Origin of the sequence: Tardiphaga sp. (genome assembly GCF_044340795.1) — a bacterium.
Classification (GTDB): Bacteria; Pseudomonadota; Alphaproteobacteria; order Rhizobiales; family Xanthobacteraceae; genus Tardiphaga.
The window spans coordinates 16,892-35,820 of record NZ_JBIISY010000015.1 but is presented as its reverse complement, the minus strand read 5'-3'; the positions used below and the strand labels follow the sequence as shown (position 1 = coordinate 35,820).

Here is an 18,929-nt window from a genome sequence, read left to right as displayed (position 1 = left end):
GCGAACAGGGACGACATAAACCGGATTGATCAAGAATGCGACGGCAGGACAATCCGCGAGCGGAATGTCCCGCCGTCTGCGTCAGGTCAGCCTACCACTTGTAGCCGATGCTGCCGGTGACACGGCGACGATCGCCGTAGAAGCAGGCATTGGCGCTGGAGCAGCTGGCAACATAGGTTTCGTCGGTGACGTTGTTGGCATTCACTGCAAAACGCCAGTTCTGATAGTCGTAGTGGACCGACACGTCGGCGAGGACACGCGACGGCACGATCAGCGTGTTGGCCTGATCGGCGAAGGACGCGCCGACGTAGCGCACACCACCGCCGAAGCCGAAGCCGCGGAGAATGCCGTCCTGGAACGTGTAGTCCGCCCAGCCCGACGCCATCTGGCGCGGGGTGTTGGTGGGCACCAGGCCGACCAGCGTCGAATTGGCATCCTTGCTGGTGAACAGGTTGTAGTGCGTGAACGAGCCGACGACCTTGAAGCCCGGAGCGAGATTGGCGACCGCTTCGAGTTCGATACCACGCGAGGTCACTTCGCCGGTCTGGGTCTGCAGGTTCGGCGGAATGCTGAGCGGATCGGTCGTCAGCACATTGGTGCGCTTCAGGTCGAACAGGGCCACGCCGAAGTGGCCGTTGAAGCCAACCGGCTGGAACTTGACGCCGACTTCGGTCTGCTCGCCGGTTTCGGGCAGCAGCAACTGGCCGGACGAATTGGTGCCGATGATCGGATTATAGCTCGTCGCATACGACACATAGGGCGCGAGGCCATTGTCGAAGTTATAGATCGCACCAACGCGGCCGCTGAACTTGCTGTCGCTGCGGCCCAGCGGAGCGGTACCCGTGATGCGGCTGATGTCGTTGACATCGACCCAATCGTTACGACCCGACAGAACCAGCGTGAAGCGGTCCAGCTTGATCTGATCCTGCACATAGACGCCAAGCTGCTGCTGGGTCAGCTTGCTGTCGCGATAGGGTGCCGCGGTGAGCGGCGGAGCCCCCGTATAGATGGGGTTCAGCACATTGATCGGCCCCTGCGTAAAGGCGAAGGCCTGGGTGTCGCTGATCTGGTAATATTTCAGATCAAGGCCGAACAGCGTGGTGTGGCTGAGGATGCCGGTGTTGAAGCGATACTCCACCTGGGTGTCCATATTCGCCTGATTGGCGATACCGCGGGTGGCGAAGGGATAACGCGCAAAATCGCCGGTCGCCTGGTTGGCGTAACCATTGCCGGTGATGCCGGCATAGTTGACGTCGACATGTGCGAAACGGGCATTCTGGCGGAACGTAACGCTATCGGACAGATTGCGCTCGAACTGATAGCCGAGCATTTCCTGCTCGCGCTTGAAGAAGTCGAAATTCGGCTCGCCGCCGAAGAAGCTGGTCGGGATGCGGCCGAACGGACCATTGGTCACCGTGCCGACATAAGGCAGGAACTGGGCCGCACGGGTTTCATTCTTCGAGGCCGAAGCGAGGATGGTCAGCGTGGTGTCGACATCCGGCTTCCAGGTCACCGACGGCGCGATGAAATAGTTGTCGTTCGGCGTGTAGTCGGTCTGCGTGCCGCCCTTCTGCACCTGGCCGACGATGCGGGTATAGAGTTCGCCATTGCCCGGTGCCAGCTTGATCGGGGTGTTGATGTCGAAGCCGAAATAACCATTGCCGTAATTGTCGACGCCAGTTTCGATATAGCGGATCGGCTCGGCGCGCGGAGTCTTGCTGATCGCGTTGACGAGGCCGCTCGGGCTCGAACCACCGTACAGGATTGCCGACGGACCGCGCAGAACCTCGACGCGCTCCATGTTGAAGGGCTGCAGCTTCCAGCTGGCATAGGACGTGTAGAACAGCTGCATGCCATCGAGGAACATGCTGTTGTCGTCAGACTTGAAGCCGCGGATGATGAACCAGTCATTGCGGTTGTCGGCGCCGAAGGTCGCGGCATAGACGCCGGGCGCATAGCGCAGCACGTCGTCGAACTTGCGCGGCGCCTGGTCGCGGATCTGCTCGGCGCCGATCACCGTGATGGCCTGCGGGGTCTCGTTGATGGGGGTATTGGTCTTGGTGCCCGAGGACGAGCGGTTGGCGACATAGCCCTGGATCGGGCCGCGCGGGCTTTCCACGAACACATTGCTGCGCGGCGGCTGGGCGACGGGGCGTGGCGCGACAGCGGTGCGGGCTGCGCGCGGCGCGCGCTGGGCCGTTGCTGCACGACGGCGCTGGGCCGGCTGGTTCACGACAACCGGCGGCAGGTTCTGCGCGCCGCTCTGGGCGGTGTTGGACTGCGCCGACGCGGAATCGAGCGACATAATGCAGAGCATGCCGGCGGACGACAGTAACGCAAAACGCGACAAACGAATGATGTTCAAGATGAGCCCCCATGATCCTGCCGACCGTCGCGATCGTGGATCCGCTGAAATTCATTCAGTGGGGTATGCGGCCCTTTGCGCGCAGGCCAATAGAACCGTTCCAAAACTGTCACAATCGGACCGGCTGTGGCGAAAGCGCCGCACTTTGTGTATGGAGATGTCGGCTTCAGGATCGTTATTCAGAACTGATATAACGACCCGCTGACGCGTCTGGCGCCAGCGGTATCCCGTGATGTAGTCTTGGTTAGGCTGCGCGGACCGAGCGCAGGAAGTTACCCACCTCGCGCTTGAGCCGCGCGCTCTCGCCGGAGAGCGATTGAGCCGCAGACAGCACCTGGGACGATGCGGACCCGGCTTCCTCGACGCCGCGCTGGACGTCGGTGATGTTCGCGCTGACCTGCATGGTGCCTTCGGCTGCCTGCTGAACGTTGCGCGAGATTTCGAGCGTGGTGGCGCCCTGCTCCTCGACCGCCGACGCGATCGCGGAAGCGATCTCGGACATCTGGCCGATGGTGGTGGAAATCTCCCGGATCGCCGAAACGGAATCCTCCGTGGCCTTCTGGATACCGCTGACCTGAAGGCTGATCTCGCCCGTCGCCTTCGCCGTCTGCTCCGCCAGCGCCTTGACCTCGGCGGCGACCACCGCAAAACCGCGACCGGCTTCGCCAGCGCGTGCGGCTTCAATGGTCGCGTTGAGTGCCAGAAGGTTGGTCTGGCCGGCAATGGTGTTGATCAGTTCCACCACATCGCCGATACGCGCCGCAGCAGCCGCGAGTTCGCTGACATGGCCATTGGTGCTGTTCGCCTGCGCGACCGCTTCGCCGGCGATGCGCGCCGCACCCTGCACCTGACGGCTGATCTCGGTCACCGATGACGACAGTTCCTCCGTCGCCGCGGCGACCGATTGAACATTGGTGGCAGCCTCTTCGGAAGCACCGGCCACGGCCGTGGCGCGGACCTGCGAATGGTCGGACGTCGCACTCAATGTCCCGGCGGACGCTTCGAGTTCGGTCGAGGCCGACGACACTGTCTCCACGATCTGGCCGACGGCACCTTCGAATGCGTCCGCGAGCTTCATCATATCCGTCTTTCGTTGCTCGGCTGCGCGCGCCTCCATTGCAGCCTGCTCCGCTTTCATGCGCTCGACTTCGAGGCCATTTGCCTTGAACACGGCCAGAGCAGTGATGATCTCGCCGATCTCGTCACGACGCGAGGTTGCCGGAATATCGACCGTAAGATCGCCCTTGGCGAGGGTGTTCATGGCGGCGATGCTGGCCTTGAGCGGTCGGACGATGGTGCCCCGCGCCACGAAATAGCTGAGCACGATGGCCAGCAGCATCACCGCCACGGTCGCATAGACGATGGTCCATAGCGTGTCGTGGGCGGTTTCGAGGAAGTCGACCTTCTTGATACCGACATAGAGGATGCCGATCACATTGCGATTGGCATCGAAGATGGGATCATAGACGGTCATATAGGGCTGGCCGAGGATCGCGACCTCGCCGCGGAACGCGGTCTTGCGATCGAACACCGCGTCATAGGCCGGTCCCTTGGCAAGCTGCGTACCGATCGCGCGGGTGCCGTCCGGCTTCATCACATTGGTGGAGATGCGGGTGTCGTTCATGAAGATCGTGGCAGTGCCGCCGACCAGGGTCTTGATCTTGTCGACAGCGGCGAAGTTGCCGTTCAGGGGCTTGCCATCGGCGAGCAGCTTGCCGTCGGCGACACTGAACTTGTCACCGCTCTGGCGCAGCACATCCCAGGCGACACGCATGTTGGCCTCGACGCGCTCGGTCGCGGATCTGGTCGCGCCCTGTTCGAGAACATATTTCGCAACAACGGTGACGCAGATGCCGAGGGCGAGAATGCCGGCCACCGACATCAACATGATCCGTGGGCCAAGACCAAAACCGCGGCCACTGGCTTTTGGCTGGGAGGCGGGCGCCGACATTTGCAATCTCCTCTAACGCACCTGCCCCTCGGCGGGTGCTGCAATGGTGGCCGGGCCCACGCTCAATAGCGTTGCCATCACGATGGGGATGGCGCAGGTCCGGCGGCTGAAAAAAGCCTTGCTTACACGTTCCAGTCGTAGTGCCGCGACGTTCGCAAGTGGTTAAATTTCGCTCAGCAGAATAGGTGTAATAGTAGCGAGATAAGCTGGGCCGGTTCCGGGGTACCGGGAAATGGCGGCCGGCACCGCGCCTTTTCGACACATGTACCTGAAGCCGGCCGTGCCGCTGCATGGACGCCAAGCGCGCACGTCACTTGTGTCGCCGCGTGAACTGCCGCCTATGGACGTGCAGATTCCACAGGGCCAATGTCTTCCACACCACCGCGATCCCCCCTCGGCTGGTTCGTGAACCAGCCCTATCTCCTGCTCAGCCTGACCTCGCTGTTCTGGGCCGGCAACATCGTGCTGGGGCGCTATGTGGCCGGCCATGTGCCGCCGATCACGCTGTCCTGCGTGCGCTGGATCGGCGCGTTCTTCCTCCTGCTCCCCTTCGCCTGGGCGCCGTTGCGCACCGACTGGCCGACGATTCGCCGGCACCTGCCGCTGATCCTGGTGCTGGCGCTGACGGGCTTTGCGGCCAATACCGCCCTCGCCTATGGCGGGCTGCAATACACGCAGGCGCTGAACGGCCTCCTGATCCAGTCCTCGGGCCCGCTCTGCGTGGCGCTGTGGACGTTGATCCTGTTCGGCGTGCGGCTGACACTGGCGCAACTGCTCGGCATCGTGGTGTCGATGACCGGTGTCTTCGTCATCATCCTGCGTGGTGATCTGACGGCCCTCGCCAGCATCGAGATCAACAAGGGCGACGCCATGCTGTTCGGCGCGCTGCTGGTTTTCGGCATTTACTCGGCTTTGATGATCAAGCGGCCGGTGACCCATCCGATGTCGCTCATCGCCGCGACGACTGGCTTCGGCGCGCTGATGAGCGTCCCCGCCAGCCTGTGGGAACTCAATTCCGGCTCACCACTGTTCTTCGATGGCGTGACGTTCCTGGCGCTCGCCTATGCGATCATCTTCCCGTCTGCCCTCGCTTATCTGTTCTTCAATCGCGGCATCGCCCTGATCGGCCCGAACCGGGCCGCACCATTTTTGCACCTGATGCCGGTTTTCGGCTCGGCGATGGCCATCGTCTTTCTCGGCGAGCAGCCGCAACCGTTTCATCTGGCTGGCTATGTGCTCGTCATCTCCGGTGTGATCGTTGCCTCGCGTCGTTGAGGCATAAGACCACGCAGCGTGGGGATGGCGGCACGTCGCGAACGCCTCTATGATACCAGCGCCGCTTCGCCAAAGAGAGCCCCGGATTCCCGTGCGAAAACTGTCACTGCCGGTCCGCTTGGCTTTGCTCGTGGCGGGGTCGACGTTGCCGCTCATCATCTTCGTCAGCGCCGTGATCTATCGCGGCTATGAGAAGGACCGCGACGACGCCGCGGCCCGCGTGCTCGAGACCGCGCGCAGCCTGCGCATCGTGCTCGACGCCGAAATGCAGCGCATCACCGGCAGCCTGCACGTTCTGTCCCTCACCAACTCCTTGCGCAGCGGTGACTTCGATCGCTTCCGCAGGATTGCCGACGGCTTTCTCGCCCAGTATCCGCCGGGCGGATCCATGATCATTGCCGATCGCAACGGCAAGCAGCTGTTCTCGACCGCGACCACCGATACGAGCTCCCTGCCACCGCGAAACAATATGGATGTCGTGCGGAAGGTGTTCGAGAGCGGCAAGCCGGTGTTTTCCAATATCTTCATCGGTTCCGGCATCAACCGGCAGATCCTCACCGTGGAAATCCCGGTCATTGTCGATGGACAGGTGATCTACGATATCTCCTTCGTGCCGCCGACCGCGATGTTTCAGACCATGATCGAGAAGCAGCGGCCAAATGCCGAATGGGCCCTCTCGATCTTCGATTCCGAGGGGACCAATTTTGCGCGGGTGCCCAATCCGCAGGAAACCGTCGGCAAGAAGGCGTCACCGACCCTGCTGGCGGAGATGTTCAAGTCGAATGAAGCCACGTTCCAGACCATCTCGCTTGAAGGCGTGCCCCTGATCACCGCTGTCGCCCGGTCTTCGATGTCGGGATGGCTGGTTGCGTCTGGCATTCCGAACAGCTCGCTGGTTCTTCCCTTGCTGCGCAATCTCGCCATCACCATTGCCATCGGCGTCCTGCTGATGCTGGTCGGCGTTGCCTTCGCCTTGCGGATGGCAAGCACCATCGCGCGCGGCGAGACGCTGCAGGCACTGCTGGTCGAGGAGCTCAATCACCGCGTCAAGAACACGCTGGCCGTGCTGCAGGCGATCGCCAGCCAGACATTCCGTACCGCCACCCGGAATGAGCGCGAGACGTTCGACGGTCGGCTTGGTGCGCTGGCACGCGCGCATGATCTGCTCAGCCAGGAGAAATGGGTGGGTGCCGGCGTCCATGACGTGGTCAACCGTGTGCTCGAGCCCTATTCCATTCTCGGCACGCCGCGTGTTGCGATCTCCGGCCCGAAGCTGCCGCTGACGCCGGCGCGGGCCGTGATGATGTCGATGATCCTGCACGAGATTGCGACCAACGCGGCGAAATACGGCGCATTGTCCAATGACAGCGGCAAGATCGCCATCGACTGGAATCTCCTGCCGGATTCGTCGGAAGCAAAGTTGCAGATGAGCTGGGTCGAATCCGGCGGCCCCCGTGTCTCAGCTCCGACCCGCAAGGGGTTCGGCTCCAAACTGATCGAGCGAGGCGCCCGCGACCAGCTTGGTGGCAGCGCCACGGCCGACTTCCTGCCCGCCGGCGTCGTCTACACGATCGAATGCGCGCTCGCGTGAAGCTGGCCCGCAGCTGAAAACGAGCATTCTCCGACGGCCACAATCTCCCCTTTCCGCTTCCGCGCACTGACAAGCTCAGCTAGGTTGTTCAGTAACAATTCTGGCCACCAAGGCTGTCTCAAGGAGAGGAACTGTATGATCGGACTTCGCGTATTTCGTGCCGTAGCCGGCGCAACGATCGCCGTGGCGCTGTTGGGCTCGGCGACCAGCGCCGTCGCCCAGAATGCGGGCTATCCGAACGGCAGGCCGGTCACACTTGTCCTCCCATTCGCCGCCGGCAGCGGCACCGACACGACGACGCGCCTGATCGCGAAGGAACTAGGCACCGCGCTCAACACGACCACCGTGATCGACAACAAGGCCGGCGCCAATGGCTCGATCGCTGCCAGCTTCGTGGCGCGCGCTCCGGCCGACGGCTACACGCTGTTCGTGACCACGAACACGACGCATTCGGCAAATCCGTATCTGCTCAAGAATATGAACTACGATCCGATCAAGGATTTCACGCCGATCGCCCGCACCGGCGATCTGCCCTTCATGCTCGTGATCAATCCGGAAATCCCGGCCAATACGGTCGAGGAATTGATCGCTCTCGTGAAGAAGAATCCCGGCAAGTATACTTATGCCAGCGGCAGCTCGTCGGCGATCGTGTCCGGCGCGACCTTCGCGCGACTCGCCGGCCTCGACATGCTCCACGTGCCCTATAAGAGCTCGCCGCCCGCCATGACCGACGTCATCGCCGGCCGCGTCAGCATGATGTTCACCGACGTCCCCACCGGCCTGCCGCATGTGAATGCCAAGACGCTGAAGGCGCTGGCCGTTACCACGAAATATCGCTCGAAGATCATGCCGGATCTGCCGACCATGGACGAAGCCGGCGTCAAGGGCTTCGACGTCACGTCCTGGCAGGGCTATCTCGGCCCGGCCAATCTGCCGAAGGACATTGTCGTCAAGCTCAATGCCGAGATCCGCAAGATCGTCGAACGTCCCGACATCCAGAAAGAGCTCGCCGGCCGCGGCATGGAAGCCTTTTCCGGCACGCCTGAAGAGTTCGATGCATTCCTGAAAGAGCAACTCGTCGTGTGGAAGAACCTCGTCGAAGGTGCGGGGATCGAGAAGCAATAACGATTGCTACGAGACCGCCCGGAGAGATCGATTGATCCGGGCGATCGCCATCATATTCCGAGGAACTTGAACGGCGGCGCATCCTTGAACTGCGCCGTCGCATCGCCGGAATAGGTGTGGTCCTGCTCCGCGCCAAGGTCGAGCTTCTTGACCTTCCCGGTCTCGGCCGAAAAATCCATCGCCTTCAAGTCGACCCAGAACGTATTCGGCGTCAGCGCGGACTCGAAGAAGTAGATCTTGCGCGCATGATCGACGACGGTGCGCCAGCGCGTCGATGAGATATTCGGCTGATCCGGCGTCGTGATCCCGTAAGGGACCGAGACATTGCGGATCACGCTGAACACGCTGGCGATGGCGCGGTTCGGGTTTTCATCCTTCGGGATCGCATTCACATAGAACGAGGCCCGCGCAAAACGATCGGCCGCGCGATTGGTCCCGGGCAGGAATGTCGTGCCGCCGATCTGCTTCCAGTATGTGTTGAGGGCGAGTTGCTCGTCGTAAATCGGCGAGTTGGTCATCACCTGATACTGGCGCCCGTGATGAATGACCTGCTTGCCCTTGATGTATTCGACGATCGCGCTGTCGCCGGTTGCGTCTGACATCGAGAGATGCAGCGTCGCCAGCCGCTGTTCGCCCGGCACCGCATCGGTGACGATGATGAACGGTTCTTTCTCGAGTGCAGCGACGGCCTCCGCCACGGTGGCAAAGTTATCGAGCACATATTGCGCCCAGGCCGCGATGGTCAGCCCCGGCCTGTTCTGGTCCGGTTTGGGATATTCGGACTCGACCAACCACAGCAGATTGGCATTCAGCCCGGCTTCGTTGACGCCGTCGGTGGTGGAGATGTCATAGCCCGTGGCGACCACGCTGCCATATTTCGCAGTCCACTTGACCGAGTTCGGGCCGGCCTCGCCCGTTCGCGCGATCCCGCGAGGAAGGATCCAGAGATTGGTACGGACGTCGGTCTTCCAGTCCATGGAGCGGGCCGTGATCACCTGCCCGCCCGCACCGTGAAACACCAACCTCGTGCACGCCTCGGCGGTGGTTTGCGCGAGCAGCGCGAGGACCAGCGTGGCCGACAACAGGATGCGCGCGCAGGCAATCATGGCGGGGCTCCAATCCAGGCTCCGCATTGTCGCGTAGCCGACTTCCATGCTGGCACGACTTCCGGCGGTGATCCAGCCTGCCGAGCGATCTGCGGGCGGCGCTGCCTAACCCGCAGCCATGGCGACCGCATGCCGCAGGGATTTCCCCCCGCTGTCATCACACCTTCATGGAACTGTCGCCCCGGCGTAATCGCCACTCTTCAATACACCGCGCGTGGTCCCCACCCCTCTCAGGAGACAATCCATGCGCAGCACTTTGCTCTGCTCCGTCGCTTCCCTCGTCCTGCTTTCCTCCGCCGCTTTCGCGCAGTCGGAAGGCGAATTCCCCGCCAAGCTCGCCGGCCATGCCGTGCTGCCGGCCTCCTCGACCATCGAGGCTCCCGCCGATGCGCCGAGCGACCTGAAGACCTCCGGCAAATACACCACCGGCAAGCGCGTCGAGAAGCTCGGCAGCGTGATGGGCAAGTCCAAGGAACGCGACACTGGCATCTCGCTGCCGATGAAGGGCCAGCCGCTGCAGGGCCATTCCGGCATCAAGACCATGCCCGATGGCTCGTTCTGGGTGCTGACCGACAATGGCGCCGGCTCGCGCGCCAATTCGCCGGACTACATGATCTATCTCAACCGCCACAAGATCGACTGGAAGAGCGGCAAGATCGAGAAGCAGGAAACCGTGTTCCTGCACGATCCCGACAAGAAGGTGCCGTTCCGCATCGTTCACGAAGACACCGCGAAGCGCTATCTGACCGGCTCGGACGTCGACACCGAAGGCTTCCAGATCGTCGGCGACAATTTCTGGATCGGCGAGGAATTCGGCCCCTACATCATCAAGGCCGACAAGACCGGCAAGGTGCTGGAAGTGTTCGAGACCATGGCCGACGGCAAGCCGGTTCGCTCGCCGGATCACTGGCAGGTGGCAACGCCGGGCGCGCCGGGCGCCAGCTACACCAATGTCAATCTGCGTCGCTCGAAGGGCTATGAAGGCTTCGCCGCGTCGAAGGACGGCAAGTTCCTGTACGGCCTGCTCGAAGGCCCGCTGTGGGACGCCGAGAAGAAGGACTGGGAAAAGGTCGACGGCAAGGAAGCCGCCCGCATCCTGGAATTCGACGTGGCCGCCCAGAAGTTCACCGGCCGTTTCTGGCACTATGTGTTCGAAACCAACGGCAATGCCGTCGGCGACTTCAACATGATCACCGCCGACAACGGCCTGATCATCGAGCGTGACGACGGCGAAGGCACCAAGGACAAGGCCTGCGCCGACGGCAAGCGCGGCACCGACTGCTTCCCCGACCTGCCGAAGCTGAAGCGCGTCTACAAGATCGAAATGAACGACAGCAATGTCGGCAAGCCCGTCCGCAAGGTCGGCTACATCGACCTGCTCAAGATCCAGGACCCGAACAAGCTGGCCAAGAAGCCGCTGAACGACGGCGTGCTGGCCTTCCCGTTCTTCACCATCGAGAACGTCGACCAGGTCGATGCCACGCATATCATCGTCGGAAACGACAACAACCTGCCGTTCTCGTCGAGCCGCGATCCGAACAAGGCCGACGACAACGAATTCGTCCTGCTCGAAGTCGCTGACTTCCTGAAGGCGAAGTAAGACAGCTTCAGGCGATCGCCTGAAACGCGAAAGCCCTCCCGCACGGGAGGGCTTTTTGTTTTCCCTCCCCACGGCGCGGCTACGCCGCTTGGGGGAGGAAGAAGAGCTACGCCGCCCTGACCTTGGCCAGGAATTCATCCACCGCCTTGCTCAGAATGCCCGACTGACCATCGAGCTCCCGCGCACTGGACAGCACCATTCCTGCCGCCTGGCCGGTGGCCTCCGCCGCCGAGCTGACGCCGCCGATATGTTTGCTGACCTCATTGGAGCCGGCCGCCACCGACTGGATGTTGCGCGCAATATCCTGCGTGGCCGCGCCCTGCTCCTCAACCGCCGCGGAGATCGTGGTGGTGATCTGGCTCATCTGCGCGATCGTGGTGGTGATGGCGTTGATGGAGCTGACCGCCTCATTGGTCGATGCCTGCATGGCGGCGACCTGCGCCGAGATTTCCTCGGTGGCCTTGGCCGTCTGGCTTGCCAGCGCCTTCACTTCCGACGCCACGACCGCGAAGCCGCGACCGGATTCCCCGGCACGCGCCGCCTCAATGGTCGCATTGAGGGCGAGCAGATTGGTCTGCGACGCAATGCTGTGAATCAGTTGCACCACTTCGCCGATCTTCTCGGCACCGCTGGAGAGCTGCTGCACGGTGGCATTGGTGCGCTCCGCATCGCCAACCGCCTTGCTGGCAATCTCGCTGGACGCTGCGACCTGGCGCAGCACTTCGCTCACGGACGCCGACAGCTCTTCGGCGGCAGCCGCCACCGTGCTCACATTGTCCGACGAGCGCGCCGATGCCGCACCAACCGTCGATGCTCGCGCGCTCGCTTCGCTGGCGGTCGACGTCATCGACTGCGCCGTGCCCTGCATCCCGGCCGCAGCACTGGACACCGAGCGGACGATGCCGTTGACGCTCCGCTCGAAATCGTCCGCGAGGCTTTCCATGGTCGCCCGCCGTTCGGCCATCGCCTTTGACTGGGTCTCCGCCTCGATCTTGTCGAGGCCGCGGATGCGCAACGCATTGTCCTTGAACACCTGAACCGTCGCCGCCATCGCGCCGATCTCGTCGCGACGTTCGACGCCCGGGATCGCGTCGTCGAGCGCGCCATCGGCGATGCCGCGCATCCGCGCGCCGAGCCTGCCGAGCGGCAGCGTGATGCTGCGGCCGATCAGCCAGGCCAGCAGACCGAGCGTGACGATGACCCCGAGGGCCGCCATCATCACGCTGCGTGCGCTATCCCAGAGCTGGGCCTGCAGGTCGTCGATATAGACACCGGTGCCGATCACCCAGCCCCATGGCTCGAAGCCCACCACATAGGAGAGCTTTGGCTGCGGGGCATCCTTGCCGGGCTTCGGCCAAAGATAGTCGACGAAGCCCGCCTTCTGCTTCTTCACCACTTCGGTGAAGTCGACGAACAGGCGCTTGCCGTTTGGATCCTTGTTGCCGGACAGATCGGCACCGTTCAGTTCCGGCTTGATCGGATGCATCACCATTTTCGGATGCATGTCGTTGATCCAGAAATAATCATCAGCGCCGTAACGCAGCTTGGAGATACGTGCCGCGGCCGCCTTGCGCGCCGCGTCGTCCGTTACGCCATTGCGCTGGATGGTGGCGTATTCTTCCTGCGCGATACCGAGCGCCAACTGGGTCAGATGCGTGAGTTCACCCTGGCGCTGCAGCTTCAGCGAGTCGCTGAGCGTGTTGAGCTGCATCCAGGCAAGGCCCGCAAGCCCGCAAAAGCAAAGTCCGATGATGCTGTAGAGACGAAGGCCGATGGAGAGGCGGATAGGCGGCATGAAGTCACCCGACAATTGATGCTGAAATATGTCGTCAGCATTGCAGTGGGTGGTTGCTAGTTCATGAAGTCGCCAATGGCCGGACCGTGGCGCAATACCGGAAGCTCAACTTAAAAACCGAAAACGGGTAATTCCGCACCGATCCGTTCGTCAGGCGATCCGACTATCGTCGGGATGCTACAATCGGACGCAGAGTTCGTACGCCTGATCGTGAAGGGCAAAAACCGGGGAGCTATCAAAAGCCCCCTTCCCGGGGGCTTTTGATTCGCGTTTGCCCGGACGTCAGGCAGCCCGCACCTTGGCAAGGAAGTCATCGACCGCCGCGCGCAGCAGGCCCGATTGTCCCTCCAGCTCCCTGGCATTGGACAGCACCTGCGATGCCGCCGAACCGGTCGCCTCGGCTGCACTGCTGACGCCGCCGATGTGATTGCTGATCTCGCTCGCACCGGTCGACACCGACTGGATGTTGCGAGCGATCTCCTGGGTCGCGGCGCCCTGCTGCTCCACCGCCTCCGAAATCGTCGTGGTGATCTGGCTCATCTGCGCAATGGTGCCGGAGATCGCGCCGATCGATGCGACAGCTTCGCTGGTCGATGCCTGCATGGCCGCGACCTGGGCCGAGATTTCCTCGGTCGCCTTGGCGGTCTGGCTCGCGAGCGCTTTCACTTCGGACGCGACGACCGCGAAGCCGCGGCCGGACTCGCCGGCACGCGCGGCTTCGATCGTGGCATTCAGCGCAAGAAGATTGGTCTGCGACGCGATGCTATGAATGAGCTGCACCACCTCGCCGATCTTCTCGGCACCGCTGGACAGGATCTGCACGGTCGCATTGGTACGTTCGGCGTCGCTGACAGCCTTGTTGGCGATCTCGCTCGACGCTGCCACCTGGCGCAGCACCTCGCTGACCGATGCCGACAGCTCCTCGGCGGCGGACGCCACCGTGCTCACATTGTCGGACGAACGGTTCGATGCGGCGCTGACCGTGGCAGCACGCGCACTCGCATCGCCAGCGGTCGCCGTCATCGACTGCGCGGTGCTCTGCATGCCGGCGGCAGCCGTCGACACCGAGCGAACGATCCCCGTCACGCTGCGTTCGAAATCGGTCGCCATGGTCTCCATGGCCGCACGCCGCTCGGCCGCGATACGGCCCTGGGCATCCGCCTCGACCTGCTCGAGCGAGCGGATGCGCAGCGCGTTGTCCTTGAACACCTGAACCGACTTGGCCATTGCGCCGACCTCGTCGCCGCGGGTCACGCCGGGAATGTCCGCATCGAGCTCACCCTTGGCGAGCGTCTCCATGCGCGCACCGAGTTCGCCAAGCGGCGCCGTGATGCTGCGGCCGATCAGCCAGGCAATGACGCCGGCCACCGCGGCGATCGCGAGCATTGCAAGCCCGAGCGCCCAGATGATGGGCTTCAGATGGGCGTCGAGGTCGTCGAGATAGGCGCCCGTGGCAATGAACATGTTCCAGCCTGGCAGCGCTGCCGCATAACCCATCTTGCGCGACGGCACGGTCTCATTCGGCTTCTGGAATTCGTAGGTCAGGACATGCGAGCCCTTGGCAGCGACACCGTCGCGGAATTCCCTGGTGATCGCCACGCCATTGACCAGCGTGTTCAGCCGGTTCGAGCCCGGCTTGAAGCCCGGCAGATGAACGACATCGCCGTCCATGGTGTAGATGAAGAGATAGTTGCCGTTGTCGTAGGTCATGGGCTCGACACGACGCACCAGTTCGGCCGCAGCCGCCTCCTTGGTGAGCTTGCCGGCCGCGACATCCTTCTGGATGTTCGCCGCGACATTCGTCCCGATCTCGACGATCGACTTCAGCTGCAGCATGCGCGCATCGAGCATCTCGCGCTTCATCATCTGCGCGGCGAAGATGCCGGAGGCGCAGAGGCCGATCATGGTGACCGCCACCAGGACGACCAGCTTGTAGGTGATACGAATATTGGCGAGCTTCACGGCTATGTTCCCCCAGGCGCGCGACTTCCAGTCGCTGATTCCTCCCCTGAACGTACCCGGGTAGTGTTCCCAAATCCTTACATCCGCCGGACGAGCCGGATTGGCGAGACCGACCTTAACGGGAAAATTGTCCGTAGAACGAAAAATCCCCGCCTTGCGGGCGGGGATTTGAGAGGTGTCGGCAACGGCCTGGACAGCGCTTAGAACGCCAGCGTCTTCGCCTGCTTCACCTGCGGCAGGGCCTGGATCTTGGACAGCACGTCCGTCGGCACCTGACCATCGACCTCGACCAGCGCGATGGCGTCGCCGCCCTGGCTCTGGCGGCCGAGATGGAAGGTGGCGATATTGATCTTCGCGTCACCCAGCAGCGAGGCGAAGGCGCCGATGAAACCGGGCTTGTCCTCATTGGTGATGTAGACCATCGACTTGCCGAACTCGGCGTCGACGCGGATGCCCTTGATATCGACCAGGCGCGGCTTGCCGTCGGCATAGACGGTGCCGGACACGGCGCGTTCCTGCTTGTCGGTGGTGACGGCAATACTGATCAGGCTTTCATAGTCGCTCTGCGCGGCGCGGACGACTTCATCCACCACCATGCCACGCGCATGCGCGACGCTCGGCGCCGACACCACATTGACGTCGCCAAGCATGGGGCGCAGCAGGCCCGACAGCGCGGCCGACGTCAGCGCCTTGATCTTCATCTCGGCGACGGCGCCTTCATAGGTGATCGTGACCTTGGCGATGTCGCTGTCGGTGAGCTGGCCGGCAAAGGAACCAAGCTTCTCGGCGAGTTCGATGAACGGCTTCAGCTTCGGCGCTTCTTCCGCGGTGATCGAGGGGAAGTTGATCGCGTTGGAGATCGCCCCCGAGAGCAGATAGTCCGACATCTGCTCGGCCACCTGCAGCGCCACATTCTCCTGCGCTTCATTGGTGGACGCACCGAGATGCGGCGTGCAGATCACATTCGGATGGCCGAACAGCACGTTCTTGGTGGCGGGCTCCTCGACGAACACATCGAACGCAGCGCCGGCGACCTGCCCGGAGTTCAGCGCATCGGCCAGCGCCTGCTCGTCGACGAGACCGCCGCGGGCGCAATTGATGATGCGCACGCCCTTCTTCATCTTCGCGATGGCGGAGGCGTCGATGATATTCCTCGTCTTGTCGGTGAGCGGCGTATGCAGCGTAATGAAGTCGGCGCGCTTGAACAGATCGTCCAGCTCGACCTTCTCGACGCCGATATCCTTGGCACGCTCCGGCGACAGGAACGGGTCGAAGGCGATCACCTTCATGCGCAGGCCGATCGCACGATCGGCAGCGATGGCGCCGATGTTGCCGCAGCCGATCACGCCCAGCGTCTTGCCGGTGATCTCGACGCCCATGAAACGGTTCTTCTCCCACTTGCCGGCCTGCGTGGACGCATCGGCCTGCGGGATCTCGCGCGCGAGCGACAGCATCAAGGTGATGGCGTGTTCTGCCGTCGTGATCGAATTGCCGAACGGCGTATTCATCACGATGATGCCCTTGGCGGTGGCCGCGGGAATTTCGACATTGTCGACGCCGATGCCGGCACGGCCGATCACCTTCAGGCGCGTCGCCTTCTCGATGATCTTTGCAGTGGCCTTGGTCGCCGAGCGGATGGCGAGGCCGTCATAGTTGCCGATGATCTCGGCGAGCTTGTCCTTGTCCTTGCCGAGATTCGGCTGGAAATCGACGTCAATGCCGCGATCCTTGAAGATCTGGACGGCGGCGGGAGACAGGGCGTCGGAGATGAGAACTTTGGGGGCGGTCATGGGATGTGATCCTCGAAATTTAAGCCGGTAGGGGCGCGACAAACGCAGCAGGCTCCTTCTCCCCGTTCTTTTGGGGAGAAGGTCGGGATGAGGGCCGCTTGGGGCCCGACAATTCTGACGTGAGGAGACGACGTGCCATGCTCCTCACCCGGACATCGCACTTCGCGCGATGTCCGACCTCTCCCCGCGCAGGGCGGGGCAAGGTAAAGAGCAGACGTTACGCCGCTTTGGCGAGCGCAGCCTTGGTCTCGGCAAAGGCCCAGTCGATCCACTGCGTGAGGATTTCGACGTCCTTCGCTTCCACAGTGGCGCCGCACCAGATGCGCAAGCCGGCAGGCGCATCGCGGTAATGCGCAAAGTCAAAGCCGGCATTCTCCTTCTCGACCGCCGCGACCAGCTTCTTGGCGAAGTCGGCCTGGGCGTCCGGCGAGAGCGACGTGATGGCGGGATCGACCACCTTCAGACACACCGAGGTGTTGGAGCGGATTGCCGGATCGGCGGCGAGGAAGTCCACCCACGGCGTCTTCTTCTGCCAGTCCGACAGCACCTTGGTGCTCGCATCGGCACGCGCGATCAGGCCCTTGAGGCCGCCGACCGACTTCGCCCAGTTCAGCGCATCGAGATAGTCTTCGACGCAGAGCATGGACGGCGTGTTGATGGTCTCGCCGACGAAGATGCCCTCGATCAGCTTGCCGCCCTTGGTCATGCGGAAGATTTTTGGCAGCGGCCATGGCGGCACGTAGCTTTCGAGACGCTCGACCGCGCGTGGCGACAGGATCAGCATGCCATGCGCGCCCTCGCCGCCCAGCGCCTTCTGCCAGGAGAAGGTGACGACATCGAGTTTCGACCATTCGAGCGGCTGCGCGAATGCGGCGGACGTGGCATCGCAGATGGTCAGGCCTTCGCGATCGTCCTTGATCCAGTCGGCATTGGGCACGCGCACGCCCGAAGTGGTGCCGTTCCAGGTGAAGACGACGTCGGAATTCTGATCGACCTTGGACAGGTCGGGAATCTCGCCATAGCCGGCATGCAGCTTGGTGACGTCCTTCAGCTTCAACTGCTTGACGATGTCGGTGACCCAGCCCTCACCAAAGGATTCCCACGCGAGGGTGGTGACCGGGCGCGGCCCGAGCAGCGACCACAGCGCCATTTCGACGGCGCCCGTATCCGAGGCCGGAACGATGCCGATGCGATAGTCCGCGGGCACCTCAAGCACTTCACGCGTCAGATCGATCGCGAGCTTGAGCTTGGCCTTGCCGACCTTCGCGCGATGCGAACGGCCGAGTGCGGAACGATCGAGATGTTCGGGGGTCCAGCCTGGGCGCTTGGCGCAAGGGCCGGAAGAGAAATGCGGCACGTTAGGCCGCGAAGCGGGCTTCGCTGCAGTCATGATCTATCCTTCCAGATAGTAAGCCTCCCGTTGGGGGGAGGTGTCCCGCGTCCGCAGATATGGGAAAGGCCCCGAAGCGTCAAGCGACTTCGGGGCCTTCACAGGTGATTGATGATGCGCTCAGACCGCGCCTTCGGCAGATCCCGAGACGTTATCGCCCTGCACATGATGCTTGGCATCGACGCCATCATCATCGCGCGAGACCTCTTCGGCTGGCACCAGCGGCGCATCTTCCAGCAACTCCTGAGCCTCAACGACGAGCTGCGCAGCACGCCGCCTGCTGCCCAATGTCATAACCCTCTGATCGTCGACCTTTACGACGTAATCCGTACCGACTTTCTCGATCGAGTAATTTTTCATGCTTCATTCCAACGTCCCAGACGTAGATAGATACGTCGCTACGTCCCGGCCGTTCCGAAGCAAACCCCTACGGGGCCGCGCTGGTTTACGCAGCATTAACCGGATCGCAGAACCGGGCCGTCTAATGATACCCATCGTCCCGCGCCGCTTCCCGAACCTCTCGCCCAACGAAAAAGAGCAGCAATTACATTGCCGCTCTTTCGTTCTGCTGTTCGCTATGACCGCCAGACGAACGAGTGCGCTATCGTCCAACCTTGCCCGGAAAGCCCGGTGCGCTCGGATTATCCCCAGGCAATCCGCTCGGCGACGCGCCCGTGCCGATGGTGCCCGGTACAGTGGTGTTGGGCGCGCCTGGCTGGCTGCGTCCGCCACCCATCCCGGTGGTCCCGATTCCCGGCGAGACAGTTGCCGCGCCAGGTGCCGACGACACCCCACCGCTGCCCGGCGAGGGCTGCGGCGCCACGGGTGTATCAATGATGCTGGATGAACCGGAGGTGCCGCCATTGACGCCGACGCCCTGCGCCGATGCGGCGGCGGTTGCGAAAACGAGCGCAATCGCGGCGGCGGATATCGCGAGCGGAAGACGTATTCTCATGGCTGGCTCCCATCGTGATCGATG

Annotated in this window: 13 protein-coding genes; 4 read left to right on the top strand and 9 right to left on the bottom strand. The window is 62.8% G+C overall.

What is annotated here, in order from left to right:
• Positions 1-91 precede the first annotated feature (91 nt).
• Together ACIQ17_RS04330 and ACIQ17_RS04325 are read right to left on the bottom strand one after the other, a co-directional pair.
• On the bottom strand, positions 92-2,317 hold the full coding sequence (locus tag ACIQ17_RS04330) for a TonB-dependent siderophore receptor (RefSeq protein WP_398465795.1): 2,226 nt from the start codon (positions 2,315-2,317) through the stop codon (positions 92-94).
• 292 nt (positions 2,318-2,609) lie between these two features.
• Positions 2,610-4,316 carry a methyl-accepting chemotaxis protein gene (locus ACIQ17_RS04325; protein WP_398465759.1) on the bottom strand — a complete coding sequence of 569 codons (1,707 nt, stop codon included), beginning with the start codon at positions 4,314-4,316 and terminating at the stop codon, positions 2,610-2,612.
• A gap of 366 nt (positions 4,317-4,682) precedes the next feature.
• On the opposite strand from ACIQ17_RS04325, the gene ACIQ17_RS04320 reads away from it, so the two are divergent.
• From ACIQ17_RS04320 to ACIQ17_RS04310, 3 genes are all read left to right on the top strand, one after another.
• Entirely contained in the window at positions 4,683-5,591 is a 909-nt protein-coding gene (locus ACIQ17_RS04320) for a DMT family transporter (protein WP_398465756.1), read from the top strand.
• Positions 5,592-5,682: 91 nt separating this feature from the next.
• Positions 5,683-7,182 (top strand): HWE histidine kinase domain-containing protein, encoded by a 1,500-nt coding sequence (locus ACIQ17_RS04315; RefSeq protein WP_398465754.1) that lies wholly within the window; start codon positions 5,683-5,685, stop codon positions 7,180-7,182.
• A 135-nt stretch (positions 7,183-7,317) separates the two neighbouring features.
• Positions 7,318-8,307: a Bug family tripartite tricarboxylate transporter substrate binding protein gene (locus ACIQ17_RS04310; protein ID WP_398465752.1), complete on the top strand. Its 990-nt coding sequence runs from the start codon at positions 7,318-7,320 to the stop codon at positions 8,305-8,307.
• A gap of 50 nt (positions 8,308-8,357) precedes the next feature.
• Here ACIQ17_RS04310 and ACIQ17_RS04305 read toward each other — a convergent pair whose 3' ends face one another.
• A complete protein-coding gene (locus tag ACIQ17_RS04305) occupies positions 8,358-9,413 on the bottom strand; it encodes a linear amide C-N hydrolase (RefSeq protein WP_398465750.1) in 1,056 nt (351 codons plus the stop codon).
• Positions 9,414-9,657: 244 nt separating this feature from the next.
• On the opposite strand from ACIQ17_RS04305, the gene ACIQ17_RS04300 reads away from it, so the two are divergent.
• Positions 9,658-11,013: an esterase-like activity of phytase family protein gene (locus ACIQ17_RS04300; RefSeq protein WP_398465748.1), complete on the top strand. Its 1,356-nt coding sequence runs from the start codon at positions 9,658-9,660 to the stop codon at positions 11,011-11,013.
• A 106-nt stretch (positions 11,014-11,119) separates the two neighbouring features.
• Here the strand turns inward: ACIQ17_RS04300 and ACIQ17_RS04295 are convergent, their stop codons facing one another.
• From ACIQ17_RS04295 to ACIQ17_RS04270, 6 genes are all read right to left on the bottom strand, one after another.
• Positions 11,120-12,808 carry a methyl-accepting chemotaxis protein gene (locus ACIQ17_RS04295; protein ID WP_398465746.1) on the bottom strand — a complete coding sequence of 563 codons (1,689 nt, stop codon included), beginning with the start codon at positions 12,806-12,808 and terminating at the stop codon, positions 11,120-11,122.
• A gap of 282 nt (positions 12,809-13,090) precedes the next feature.
• Positions 13,091-14,770: a methyl-accepting chemotaxis protein gene (locus ACIQ17_RS04290; protein WP_398465744.1), complete on the bottom strand. Its 1,680-nt coding sequence runs from the start codon at positions 14,768-14,770 to the stop codon at positions 13,091-13,093.
• 200 nt (positions 14,771-14,970) lie between these two features.
• A complete protein-coding gene (gene serA / locus ACIQ17_RS04285; RefSeq protein ID WP_398465742.1) occupies positions 14,971-16,560 on the bottom strand; it encodes a phosphoglycerate dehydrogenase in 1,590 nt (529 codons plus the stop codon).
• A 217-nt stretch (positions 16,561-16,777) separates the two neighbouring features.
• Positions 16,778-17,950 carry a phosphoserine transaminase gene (locus ACIQ17_RS04280; RefSeq protein ID WP_398465740.1) on the bottom strand — a complete coding sequence of 391 codons (1,173 nt, stop codon included), beginning with the start codon at positions 17,948-17,950 and terminating at the stop codon, positions 16,778-16,780.
• Positions 17,951-18,070: 120 nt separating this feature from the next.
• Positions 18,071-18,310, bottom strand: a complete 240-nt coding sequence (locus ACIQ17_RS04275) for a hypothetical protein (protein ID WP_398465738.1) — start codon at positions 18,308-18,310, stop codon at positions 18,071-18,073.
• Between the two features lie 241 nt (positions 18,311-18,551).
• Positions 18,552-18,905, bottom strand: coding sequence for a hypothetical protein (locus ACIQ17_RS04270; RefSeq protein ID WP_398465736.1), 354 nt, complete (start codon positions 18,903-18,905; stop codon positions 18,552-18,554).
• Positions 18,906-18,929 lie beyond the last annotated feature (24 nt).